8 protein-coding genes and 1 pseudogene are annotated in these 13591 nt (G+C 26.0%); 6 read left to right on the top strand and 3 right to left on the bottom strand.

Going from position 1 to position 13591, the window contains the following annotated elements; all coding sequences use genetic code 11:
* Window positions 1-200: 200 nt before the first annotated feature.
* The 3 genes and pseudogenes from ACKTSW_RS14330 to ACKTSW_RS09685 form a co-directional block, all read right to left on the bottom strand.
* A pseudogene (locus tag ACKTSW_RS14330) lies at window positions 201-808 on the bottom strand (transposase); the annotation flags it as partial.
* Window positions 809-988: 180 nt separating this feature from the next.
* Window positions 989-2767 carry a LuxR C-terminal-related transcriptional regulator gene (locus ACKTSW_RS09690; protein WP_408025062.1) on the bottom strand — a complete coding sequence of 593 codons (1779 nt, stop codon included), beginning with the start codon at window positions 2765-2767 and terminating at the stop codon, window positions 989-991.
* Window positions 2768-2836: 69 nt separating this feature from the next.
* Window positions 2837-4630, bottom strand: coding sequence for a tetratricopeptide repeat protein (locus ACKTSW_RS09685; protein ID WP_408025061.1), 1794 nt, complete (start codon window positions 4628-4630; stop codon window positions 2837-2839).
* Between the two features lie 260 nt (window positions 4631-4890).
* Between ACKTSW_RS09685 and ACKTSW_RS09680 the strand changes: the two genes are divergently transcribed.
* The 6 genes from ACKTSW_RS09680 to ACKTSW_RS09655 all read left to right on the top strand — a co-directional run bounded on the left by ACKTSW_RS09680 (window position 4891) and on the right by ACKTSW_RS09655 (window position 13545).
* Window positions 4891-6333, top strand: a complete 1443-nt coding sequence (locus ACKTSW_RS09680) for an endonuclease/exonuclease/phosphatase family protein (protein WP_408025060.1) — start codon at window positions 4891-4893, stop codon at window positions 6331-6333.
* 20 nt (window positions 6334-6353) lie between these two features.
* Window positions 6354-7715 (top strand): hypothetical protein, encoded by a 1362-nt coding sequence (locus ACKTSW_RS09675; protein WP_408025059.1) that lies wholly within the window; start codon window positions 6354-6356, stop codon window positions 7713-7715.
* A gap of 233 nt (window positions 7716-7948) precedes the next feature.
* Window positions 7949-10186 carry a CHAT domain-containing protein gene (locus ACKTSW_RS09670; protein ID WP_408025058.1) on the top strand — a complete coding sequence of 746 codons (2238 nt, stop codon included), beginning with the start codon at window positions 7949-7951 and terminating at the stop codon, window positions 10184-10186.
* 13 nt (window positions 10187-10199) lie between these two features.
* Window positions 10200-12029 carry a caspase family protein gene (locus ACKTSW_RS09665; RefSeq protein WP_408025057.1) on the top strand — a complete coding sequence of 610 codons (1830 nt, stop codon included), beginning with the start codon at window positions 10200-10202 and terminating at the stop codon, window positions 12027-12029.
* Between the two features lie 38 nt (window positions 12030-12067).
* Complete coding sequence (locus tag ACKTSW_RS09660) at window positions 12068-12223, top strand: hypothetical protein (RefSeq protein WP_408025056.1); 156 nt, start codon at window positions 12068-12070, stop codon at window positions 12221-12223.
* 413 nt (window positions 12224-12636) lie between these two features.
* Complete coding sequence (locus ACKTSW_RS09655) at window positions 12637-13545, top strand: phosphatidylinositol-specific phospholipase C (RefSeq protein WP_408025055.1); 909 nt, start codon at window positions 12637-12639, stop codon at window positions 13543-13545.
* The last annotated feature ends 46 nt before the right edge of the window (window positions 13546-13591 follow it).

Here is a 13591-nt window from a genome sequence, read left to right as displayed (position 1 = left end):
AATTATTTTTAGATTATGAAAAATAGGGAAGCCTTCAAGAAGGTTACTACCAATATCACCCACATAAATCTTTGGTAGAAAAGAGATAAGTATTCAAATCTTATAAACTAGCCCCAAAACCTACTATTGAAAGATTTAATAATCTGTTTTTCTTTCTATAAACGTTTGTCAACTCTATTTTTATAACCTGGGTTCAATTATTAAAAGAGACCAATTTGCTGAGTACTTACAGTTTGATTTTTTTATGGGAGGTTTTTTTAGGTAAAAAGCTATATGTAATAAATCTGGAAATTAAGTTTGTTATATAATTACCAAAGCTTTTACGTCTAGAATTTTATCATTAAACAATTCTTCATATTCTTTTTAACTTGAGTTATAAGTTGCACGCCATCAATAAACAGCATTTGTACTAGTTCCTTTCCTATATAACCCTTATCAGCAAAAAGTTTTCCAACTATTTTATCTAAAGAAGCGTTCTTTTTTTAACAGACTTCTATCATCTTCACTAGCCTGTGTTATACAAAAAATTAATATTTATCCTTTATCATTAAGGACATTATGGAGTTTAACACATGGTAGATTTATCTGTATTAGCAATATCTTTAAAAACTTTATGAGGATAAATACGCTTGTTTTTGCAAACACGTATTGGTGTAGAATTGATAAACGAAATACCTGAGCATTTACCTAAACAACATTTTTTAAAAATAAGTGGTATTGAATTTTGCTAAGTAAGTTCTGTAAAGCAATTATATGAAACAGTATTTGGAAACTCGTTTTACATATGTTTTTGAACAGAAAAAAGATGTTTGCTAATTGTAAGTTGGTTATAATCTTTAATTTAAAGGGTTCGTTGTATCCTCTAATTACTTTGTCGTTTTTTATACATAATTAATAAAATTATGTAGCTTTTATTCAGGGCGGAACAAAAACGTAGTTACGTATGTAAATTTATAATTATTAATTTAGCGTTAATATTATAAATAAATCAAAATCTCATTTTTTTTAACTCTTCTATCATCCCCAAAGTACTCATATGTTTTAAACCTATTTTATTTCTTATAACTGATCTGTTATTATTTATTGTTAAATGAGAAATATTCAAAATACTTGCTATCTTCTTCGATGAATATCCTTTACTTAAATAAAATAAAATTTCTCTCTCCTTGTCTGAAAGAAAATTGTTTGGGTATGTTTTATTTAATAATAAGGTAAACTCTTCTAATTTAAATTCTAAATCTTTCTCTTCTTTTTTATCAAAAACATTTATTTCTTCCTCTTCTAGTATTTCTTCCTCTTCTAGTTTATTTGAATTATATAGCGGTAAACTTATTAATTCTTTAGTATTAGTAGTTAACCTCTTGTTATTAAACATCGCCATGAAATAAATAAAAAAAGTCATTATTACAACAAAAGCTAAAAAGATTAACTTATCATAATAAGCAACCTTTTCTTTTAGCAAAGCCATTTTTTCAACCGTATTCTTATTTTTAAATTCAATATTTAACACCTCATAAGACAGTTTTCTGTTCTCATTTATTAAACTATCTCTCAACACTTCACATTCCTTGAAATACAATTGTCTTTTTTTTACATTATTTACTGTATTATAAAAAGTATATAATTCCTTATAAAATTCCACTTTATGTTCTAGCCAAATATCGTTATCTAATAAAGACAATCCTTCTATCAAAACTTTTTCAGCAGAAATATAATCTTTATAGTAAAGTTTAACTTTTGACTCTAAGACACAAATATCTATTAATAAACAACTTGAATAGTGGTCATTTAAAACTAAGGGTTTTAATTCACTAAGCATCTTTTTTCCTAAAGCATAATTATTATTTAAAAGAATTTCAGCTTTTATAATTAAAAATTCGTTTTCATTAATAATAGTGGGGAAATTTACTTTTTTAAACTTATCTCTTGCTTTTTTTAAAAAATGGATTGACTTCTCATAGTTTCCTTTCATTAAATATGCTTCACCTAAACATAGGTTAAAGACTCCTAAATTGTAATTAGAATCCTTTGCTTTTCTTCCATTTTCTAAAGATAATTTATAATACTTAATAGACTCTTCAAACAACTTTTTTCTTAGAGATATACTCCCCATTAAATTGTAAGCATTTGCCTTTAGTGAATATGACTCTCCAAACCTAATTGTTTCTCTTAATTTTTCTAAAGCTAAATCATGTTGATTAACTTTAACATAAATATCTGCAATATCACAATTAATATTCAAAATTAAATCCCTACTAGTTTCAAATGGTAATAACTTTAAAAGATTTTGTGCTTTTATATAGTTAATGAATGCTTTTTTATCATCTCCTTTATCTCTATAGTAATTTGCTTTTATAACAAATGGTTTATAACTCTTTAACTGAACTCTAGGAAACTCTTCATAGTTTAGTATTGACTTATTTAGATAATACATTCCTTTAATTGTATCTCCTTTTTGCAAAAAGCAATACCCTAAATTACATAGAGCTTCACTTTCAATCTCTCTATTCTTATACTTACTAGAAAGCGATAGGACTTTCTTAGTATATTTTTTACAAAGTTCTATATTGTTTCCTACATAATGATTTGACAATTTAAAACTAATTTCAAATGCCTCTAAATCTTTAATCTCATTTGAAACTAGCTTATTTTCTAACTCTAAAAGTTTTTCTTCAGAAAGCATTTGTCCATTCAAATTTGCTCCAAAAAATAAAAAAACAAAAAAGAAACAAATTCCAACTTGGTATTTAAAAGAATTAATAATCATCCCCCGATTTTTCAATTACCTTAAAGTAACAAAAAAAAATTAAAAAGAACTATATGAAATAATCATTAATTATATTTTATTAAAATAATTTTTAAAAGCAGTACTACTGGTATTTTTTAGCCCTAACTTTTTTCTGATTGAATAACGATAGTTATTCACTGTTAAGTAAGAGATACTCAGTATATTTGCTATTTCTTTAGATGAATACCCTAACCTCAAATAAAATACAACTTTTTTCTCTGTATCACTTAACCTATTGTTAGGTATTTTTTCATTTAACCTTTCAATAAAATCTGTTAAATGATTTTCTTCATTTATTAACATTCCATAAACCCTATTATTATCAATGTTTTTAACAGATAAACTCTCCTCTCCTTCCTTTTTTGTACTGTTAAATAATTTCATCACATCAGAAATAACATTTCTCTTTCTATTGAGTTCTCTTAATTCCTCTTCCCTTTTTCTAACAAAAAAATAAATCATAGCAATGAGTATTACTACAACAATAAATGAGATTATGAAAACTTTTTTTAGTAATCTATAATTCTTTAAATTCTCATTTTTTAAACTATCTACCCTTTCTTGATAAAAACTAATTTCATCTAAATACTTTTTTTTGTTTAGTTCTATTTCAAGTAAACCTGTTGTGTTTTTTTTACTAACTAAAGCCAAACTGTCCTTTAGTTTATCATATTTTTTTAAAAAGAACTCTTGCTTTTCTGAACCTTTTAGTTCATAAAGGTTAATGAGCTCCTGATATAAAGATAATTTTGTGCTCTCCTTTACACCTTTTTTATCTATCATTTGCAAGCTTTGTATCAAATGTTTTTCTGCCAACTCTATTTCTCCTAACCTTTTATTAATAATAGCTTGAAGTATTATTGATCCGACAATTACATTTGAGTACGCTAATTTATCTTCTATATTGTCTCTTAACTGAACCAATTCAACTACTTGTTTAGGATTTGCTCCTTCTAATTCTAAATCTATCTTTATTTTAAATAAGTGTGCGTCATAAATACCATCCAAGTAATTTATCTCTTGCCAATATGCCAATGATTTATCAAAAAAATGAGAGCTCTTATTAAATAATTTTTTCTTAAAATAAATTCTTGCAATACCGAAGTTATAAATTCCCAAATTAATTTTCCTTTCATTTCCTTTTTGGGCAAACTCTAACGATTTAATAGCCAACTGCAATGCTTTTTCTAAATCATTTTGTTCTTCATATATACTCGCCATCAATTTATAAGCACTAGCCTTTGCTGTTAATGAAGTACTAAACCTAATAGCTTCAGATAATTTTTGATGAGCTAAATTATACTCGCCAACCATTATATAAATATCAGCTATATCGCAATTCAACCACATTATAAGATTTATATCTCCTCCAACAAGCTTTAAATACTCTTGTGCCTTAACATAATTTTCGAGAGCCTTTAAGTTTTCCCCTTCTTTTGCATAATATCTTCCTAAGGTTGCATAAGGCTTAAACCCCATAGGGTTAACCTCTAACTCCCTTTTAAATGCTTTTATTGATTCATTAAGGTAAAACAATCCTTTTGTTTTATCACCACCAGTTACGTTAATAAAGCCTAGTATATAATAAGCTTCACCTAAATTATCATTTATATTACTCTTTCTACTTTCGTCTAATATCTCAATAGCCAGTTTTTCTGCCCTTTTGTTATCGCTTCCCAAAAAATGGTTTGCCATTTTAATTTTCAAGCTAATTATTTCTGAAACTTTAAGCTCTTCCTCATTAATTCTTTTTTGTATGTGTAAAACTTCTGGTTCTGTCAAAACTTGACTTTGAATAATTGTAAGGTTTAAAAAACAAAAGAATAAAATTAATTTTTTCATAATATTTATAATTATTTAATCTTTAAGAGATACTAAGATAATAAGCTATTAAACATGATGTGATACAATATTATAATAATACCTAATCACATTTAATCATATTTAATAATATTTAATAATACTTAATTGAAATTATATATAATTACATGCATACAAATCAACTTAGACATAATATTATTACCATAAAACATAATTAAGCGCAGATAAAACAAATATTAATAATAAATTGAATACATCAGCTAATCTTAAAATATATGAATATGTTTAATAAATTAAAAAAAATTCTTCTTGTAGGTCTTATTATTTACTCTAACAATCATTTTTCTAATACAGTTAACAAAATTAAGGATGATTCATATCAGGTAAAGGTTATGACGTATAATGTACATTTAGATTTACCTCTTAAAGAGAAAGACGATGAATTGCGTGTAACAGAAATAAGTAAGAAAATTAACATGGATAGCTCTGAATTTGATATAATTATTTTTTCAGAAGTATGGACAAACAGCTATGCTAAACTTATTATTGAGAGTACTAAAAAAAAGTTTCCTTATAATATGTATAGCAATATGTATTCAGCTAAAATTGGTGATGGTTTATTAATTATTTCAAAAATCCCTTTAGCTCAATCTACATTTTATCCTTTCGATTCTTATTCTTCATTATTTCAATCTACCGATTACTTTGCAAATAAAGGTTTTTGGGTTGTACAATGCTTATTTGAACATAAATATGAATTTTATGTTATAGCCACCCATGCACAATCAGATGAATCTTCTAAATATAAAGAAGAATATAAAAGGATAAGAAAAGAACAGTTTACTCAAATTAAAAATGTAACAAAGGGTATTTCTTCTCCTGTAATTATAGCTGGTGATTTTAATATTATTGGAGATAGTGATGAATATAATACACTAAAAGAAGAAGTTTTAATTAATTACAAAGATTCTTATCACATGTCGAAACCTGATGATTTTGGGTATACTTTTAACAATTTAGATAATACGTTAGCTAATTATTATTATAATAATAAAGAAAGTCAATACAAGCAACGACTTGACTATATTTTTCACTCTAATAATATTACAACTGTTGAATCTAAAGTTTTAAAAGAATTCAAATATTACAACAAAGAAGTCAATGAGTATTGGGACGCTTCTGATCATTATCCTGTACTTTCTACGTTGTTGATTACTGATAAGGTTATAGGTGTAAATAAAAATATTTTAAATAATATTGATGAAGCCAAAGCTAGGCTTGAATCTTTAAAAAATGGCTATGGTACAGGGGTTTCGGCTAAAATAATAATTTCTAATAATTCATCTAAAACTTTATATTTTAAAAGTAAAGATTGTTGGTATTATAGCATATTTTATAGTCTACCTCCGTCAATAATACCTTCAGGAAAAGTAGGTGTAGCCTTTGCTGTTCAGAAAAAAGGAGAATCAACAGGTGTTTTTAATAGAATTTCTTATGATGTTTCAAACGACTCGAGTTTAACTTTTAGCTTTGGTTCATATATTCCTTGGTCTTTTTGGTACACAAACAATATTTTAATTAGTGATTCAGAATTCTCTCTTAATGATTTAAATAAAAAGAGTTCTAAGTCTTCTGAGAAAACTTTTGAAAACTATAAAATTTCAGCAAAAATAGATTCTGGTACTTCTCCATATGTTTTTTTTACTATTAATGATATAGAATAACGTAATAAAGCAAAAGCAATATGAAAACAAAAACAATTAACAATATTAAACTAACTTTATTAGTTCCTTTTCTGCTTTTGTCTTTAAAAATATATTCACAAGCCAAATTTACTTTAGAATATGACTTTAGAAACAATCGGTTTATTTGGCTTAAATATAATTCAACTCAAAAAAATTACATTGAACTAGAAGAAGATCCTTTTATTCCAATAGGAGAAGAGGTTGATATAAGAATTTCAAATATTAACCCTCTATTTTTTCAATCAAATATATCTGTTAAAGAGTCTAACTCTAATAATAGTAATAGTAAACAGCCCATTGTACAAAATATTAAATCTATTTTAAATCCTTTAAAAAGCCTAAACCTAAGCACGTTTACTCAAAATATTACAGGTATGAATAGCAAAGGGGCACGATCTAATATGCTGCTTAAAGAGATAAAAGAGTATAATGTCATTTCAGATTTAAACAAAAAAACATATATAAACCTTAACTCTAATGTGAACAATATTTATAAAAGTAAAAAAGACATAATTAATGCTTTTATTGAAGATATAAAACAATATAAACATTTTCTTATTTCTGATAAAATTAACAGAAACAACCTCTCCTTGTCTTTATTTGACTTAAAACGAATACTTAGTTATCATAAAAATACAATAATAGGAATACAAAAAAACAATTCTAGCTCTATGGACTATGATACCTCTACATTTAAGCTAGCAATTGATGATATTGAAGAAAATGAAAGAATTATAGAAAACATTTCACAATTAATTTCTAAGGTTAGTTCTATACATGAGAATAATGTTTATACAACAGTTATAAATAATAACTCCATGATTGTAGATATTGAAATAATACCAAATCAAAATAACAACATTAATAATAATGAAAAAGAAAATACGAAAATTAATAACTTTTCTAAAAAAATAAAGACTAAGGAATTTATAATTGACACTGGAATTGCTATAACCTTTAATTCATATGGAGATAAATCAAAGTCTTTTTTTGTGGCAAGAAATAATTCAACAATTAATTTCGACGTAAATAAATCATTTACACCAAACCTAGCAACTACAATTCGGTTTAGGTTTTCAAATTCAAATACCATTCATATAGGCGGAAATTTCGGAATTTCGATACCTATTAATGGTAGTTTTTCTGATGTTTCCTTTCTTTTTGGTCCGTCTATAAGTTATGGAAAAAAACAAAATATTACTTTACTAGGGGGAGTTTCCGTTGGTCCTGTTTACCAATTATCTAATGGTTTACAAGTAGGAGATAAAGTTGATTTTTTTGATTTATCTCCTTACCTAAATAAAACTTACGCCTTAGGTGCATTTTTTGGAATATCCTTTGACTTATTTAAACTCAATTAAAAATGAAAACATATTCTAATTATTACGGTATAGTTTTACTTTTTATCATTTGGGGAGGTTTACCTTTTGATGTTTTTTCACAAAATCAACTAAATAAAGAAATAAAGGTTTGGGAAGAAGTTAACCAAAAAGCTGAAAAAGCTCTAGAAGAAATTAATTTTACAAAAGCTAACAATTTATACAAAAAAGCTGAACAATATGCTTTAAACCTTTTAAATGATTCTATATTACACTTGTCATACATAAACCTGTGTAAGAGTTACCATTATAGTATATTACCTGAAAAGTCTAACCTTTATGCAAAAAAAATATTACATAAAGAGCCTTATAATTTCGAAATAATACTAACTCTAGTTGAAAACTTAATAATTGAGCAAAAATACGAAATAGCCTATAAAACAGTTGATAAAACAGTTGAGATTTTAGAGCTAGAAAAAGTGAACAAAGAAATTTATTGGAAATTTCTTTGTGTTAAATTACGTTTGATGTCGATTCTTAGTTCTCAAGAAGAACATGCTTTAACTCTTTTTGAAAAGCTAAATAAAAAGTTTTCCAATAAAAATAGACCCGCTTATTATATAGAAGCATTGATTAATTTTTCATCCTCCTATCAAAATGATATGGCTTTAATAAAAAAATATATTAAGGAGCTCTATCAAATTCGAAAAAATAAAATTCATTATACTAACTACTATAGGTGTATAAAAACATTTTTAATATATGCCCAATATACTGATCAGCAAGATGATTTCGAGTCAATAGTTAAAGAAGTTGAAAAAATGACTCTTTTAGCATTCGGTAATAATCAAAAATTAAGCTTACTAATAAATAACTCAATTGGTCTAATATATCTTCATAAAGATCTCTATAATAAAGCAATCACATACTTCTTGTATGAGGAGAAAGTTAAATCTGAAAATTACTTTAATTTTTATTTAGCTGAATGTTATATACAAATTAATGACTTAAAACGCTTTAACGCTCTAATTGACAAATACGTAAGCTATTTAATTAAAGAGTATGAAACTAAATTTAATTCTACAACTGAGCAAGAAGTTATTACACTAATTCAAAAAGAGAAGTTAGCTATAGATTACTTGCTAACTAATCATAAAAAACTTCAAAATGATATATTTAAAAAAGTGATAGAACTAAAGCTTAATATAAAATACACAAATTTAAGAATACAAAAGCTTCTTAAAAGTCAGAAGCAAAACATGGACAGGAGAATTTCTAGAATTAATAACTTTTTAGAATCTTCAGTTAAGAAAAAGATAAATACTGATTCTCTACTACAAATTAAAAAACAATTGGAAAGACTGCAAACTAAAAGTTTTAAAGGAGTGGGATACATTAGTATGAAAGAAATTATGAAAAAAATTAAAAAAGATGAGTGCTTATTAATATTCAGCGAATACATAGACAAAATGAACTTTCTCAACAATCAACAATCATATTGTTTAATAATTACAAATAATGATGTTAAAATAGTATTGTTAAACCTCAATAGTATTAATACGTTATCAGAAGACAAAAAACTGTCAACTACAGAAACTACAGAAACTAGAGGCACTTCAATAAACAAAAATATGGATAGACATAATTTATACCTAAAAATTTGGTTACCTCTCGAGCCTTATTTAAAAGAAATGAAAACCATAAATTATATTACCGATGGTTCCTTTAACAACTATAATTTTGATTCTTTTAAAATTAACAATTCAAAGTATGTTATTGACTTATATAATTTAAACAAAAAACATTCAATTTATAGCCCATTCAAAGAAATAAAGATGAAAAAATTAAATAATTTAAACTTTTGTTTAATTGGTAATATTTTTTATTCATCTGATAAAAGTGATAGACTAGATTCGGAAATCTTACCTAACCTTCCTTTTTCCAAAAAAGAAATCTATTCCGTTAAAAAAATTCTTTCTAAAAAGAATATTAAAGCTGAAATTTTTGAAGGTAAAGTAACTGATAGTCTTTTAAAAAACCATGTGCTTCTTAAAAATGATGTTATCCATATTGCTGCTCATAGTTATATTGGTGAAACTTCAAAAAGTAATCAAAGCACAACCGTTTCAAATTCAGGAATTATTCTATCTCTAACAAATAATATCGATGAAAAATATAACAAATTAGAATACTCTGAAATAAAAAATTCAGTATTCAAAGAAAAAGAATTGGTTATCCTTAACAGCTGCTTATCAGGAAAAGGAGACCAAATACCTGGTGAAGGTTTAACAGGACTTCAATATGCTTTTTTTGCCTCTGGAGCTAAAAGACTAATAGTTACAAATACATCTGTAAAAGATAATTTTGCTTATGAGTTTATAAAATTATTTTATCAGAATTGGATAACTGAAAAAAACAGCATACGAAAAGCTTATAAAAAGGCTAAACTAAAAATGAGGGTAAAGTACCCTGATAACCCAGAAAATTGGGAAAGCTACATGCTAATAAACTAATTAAAAAAACACAATGAAAAAATTCCTCCCCTATTTATGCTTTATTATTTGTTTTTATAGTTTTTCTTTTGAAAAACATGCCTTAATAATTGCTGTAGGAGATTATCCTACATATTCAGGGTACCAAAAACTACATTCTGAAAATGATGCAATTTTGTTAAAAAAAACGCTTTTAACCATAGGTTTTAAAGAATCCAATATAACAGTCCTATTAAATGAAAATGCAGACAAAACTGGAATATTAAAAGCTTTTGAAAAAATTCTAAGCCTGATAAAGCCTGATGATATACTATTTCTTCACTTTTCAGGTCATGGACAACAAGTTCAAGATACTAACAACGATGAAGCCGACTATTTAGATGAAGCTTTTGTTCCTTTTGGAACATTACTAAATGAAAGTAGTTCTTATAAAGGAGAAAATCATCTTATCGACGATGAGGTTGGTTTTTGGATTCATGAGTTTCGTTTAAAATTAGGGAAAAATGGGCATTTATTTTTTTTGATTGACACTTGCTTTTCAGGCTCCATAAACAGAGGCGAAAACCTTATTAGCAGAGGTGGGTATCCACACGTTAAAATATCAAAACCAAGTAACTCAAAAACTTTACACACTACCAACACATTAAATAGTAACTTATCTAATTATGTTACTATCAGTGCTAGTAAAGGAAATGAACTTGCCTATGAATATAATGAATTTGGGGCATTAACCTATGCCTTTACAGAAACTTTAAAAAGCTTAAATGGATCTATTAACATCTCGTACGGTTTTTTAATAGAAAGAATTAGAGAAACCATTCGGAAAATAAGCCCCAAGCAAACTCCTTTATTAATTGGTAATGAAGAAACAATCTTTCTCAAAAACTTTGATCATGAAAGTTATTTACATTACCCATTCTACCAAAAAAAACTAGAAAACACATATCTAATTCCAGCTGGTAGTCTTAATGGGATTAATGAACACACAGATGTTGAGATAATTAACTCAAACCCTAAAAACCAACCAGAAACAATAAAAGTTAACTTAGATGAAATAAATCTTGTTTCTTCTACTTTCTCTCATAAAAACGAGTTAAACACAAAAGATTTGATAGTGCGAGTAAGTAAGGATAATCTATTTAAAAAACTTAATAAAGTATTTATTGACAGCTCTGCTCAAAGCGTTATAAATATAGTTACTTTAGGCAAAAAAATTCCAACTCTAAATTTTGTTAACGATAGGTTTAATGCAGATTTTATTATAAAAAAGAACAATAATCATCTTCAATTACATTATTTAAAATCAAATAAAACTTCGTTTTTGCCTATTAAAAACAATGCTAATATTATTAGTTTTTTAAAAACACAAATAGTAAATTATAATAAAGCTATTGCATTTATAGAAGTTCCTAACTCTTTAAAAAAAGATAGCCTTTTAAAAATTAAACTTTTAAAAAAAGAAATCAGCCTAAACAATATTTTGGATCTTCAGAATAAGGCAACAGTAACCCCTGATTTCAACTATGAATTGGAAATTATTAATTTAAGTTTATCACCAATTTATCTTCAAATTTTTGAAATTGATAGTAACTATAATATTAAAAGACTTGTTCCAAACGTTGATTATAACGATTACTATAGTTTACAAGAAACATTTGTGGAAAAAAATAAAAGTTTTATTTTACCTTTAAGCTTCTCCCCTCCCTTTGAAAATATAACATTAAAAGTAATTGGTTTATCTGAACCTATCTCTATTCCTTTATCCAATAATATGTCACGAGGAACCAAAGTTTCTTCTAACTCGTTTCATAATGTTTTAGAACATGTAAATACGCTTAACCTTAGTATAAAAAAAGTAGAATAATTTTTTTATAAGCTCAAAATAATTGACTTTTAAACTGTATGAAAAACAGGGAAGCCTACAGCATAACAGGTGTAAATTATTATGTTCTAAAACACATCCAAGATAATACTGACATTAAAAAAACTGGAATTATAGCAATGGACTTTCCTGGAGATAAATTAATTAATGAAATAATTAATGTAAATAAAAGGTGAAAGTAACATCAAAAAAACTATCTAAATAGAAAATGAGGTGGGGTTTGAACCCCACCTCATTTTTTTGTACAATTTTAAAATACCTTTTCTTATGAAAAAAAAGATTAAAACACTTATCTAAGATTACAGCCTTAAAGAGGTATACACACTAAACAAACCTGTATAAAACTCATAAAAAGCTTCCTAAAAGGAAAGATAATCTCTTTCTAAAAAATTAAAATTTTAAAAGTCTACTCAAAAAAAGTAGCCCTTTTTTATATAAAAACAAAAACTTAATAAAACCTATTTTAAGATTAACCATAAATAACATGAGAATTAATGATAATTAATAGTATTAAAAAGGAGATAGCATTAAACTACAAACACAGAACATCTTAATACATTTAATATCAACAACTTAAAACACAAACAAAATGAAAAAAATGACTTTATTAAAATTGGCGAAAATATATTTTTTCCTTTTTACCTTTCTTTTAACCTCTTTATCTTTTTCACAAGATAAAACAATTGATTATTACAATTCTTCAACAAGTACCAGTAACGAAAATGCTGATTGGATGAAATCATTAAGTAATAGTAAGACTGTAACTACTCTATCAATTCCAGGCACACATGATTCGGGGGCACTTTATGGAGGAGATTTAGCAATTTGTCAAACATTAAGCGTACTCGAACAATTAAAGGCAGGAATAAGGTACTTTGATATTAGATTAAGCTATTATCCAAATGAAAAAAAATTTTATGTTTACCATGGAATAACATATCAACATTTAACACTAAAAGATGTTTTAGATAATATTAAAAGCTTTTTAGATGATCATCCTAGTGAAGCTGTATTTGTAAGAATAAAAAGAGAGAGTGATAGTAATACTGACGATGTATTTGTAACTGGTTTTAAAGAAGTTATGAACTCCTATGGAATAAATTATTTTTATACTAAAAGTAGTGTGCCTATTAAACTTGGAGATATTAGAAAAAAAATTGTTATTATAGAAAACGTTTCTGGATTACCAGGTATTAAATGGGGGGCAATTCCTAAACAAGACGAATACTATGTATCAGCCATTTGGAATAGATGGTGGAAATTTGAACAGGTTAGAAATTTCATAGATAAATACAAAACAGACACTTCAAAATTAGTCTTAAATCACTCAAGTGGAAGTTCATCTGGATGTTACCCATATACTACTGCTAAATATGTAAACTATTATGTTCTAAGATACATCCAAGATAATACTGACATTAAAAAAACTGGAATTATAGCAATGGACTTTCCTGGAGATAAATTAATTAATGAAATAATTAATGTAAATAAAAGGTGAAAGTAACATCAAAAAAACTATCTAAATAGAAAATGAGGTGGGGTTT

The organism is Tenacibaculum sediminilitoris (assembly GCF_964513795.1).
In the GTDB taxonomy this organism is placed as follows: domain Bacteria; phylum Bacteroidota; class Bacteroidia; order Flavobacteriales; family Flavobacteriaceae; genus Polaribacter; species Polaribacter sediminilitoris.
Note: the sequence above shows the minus strand (reverse complement) of the source record. Positions and strands in the feature narration are given on the sequence as shown.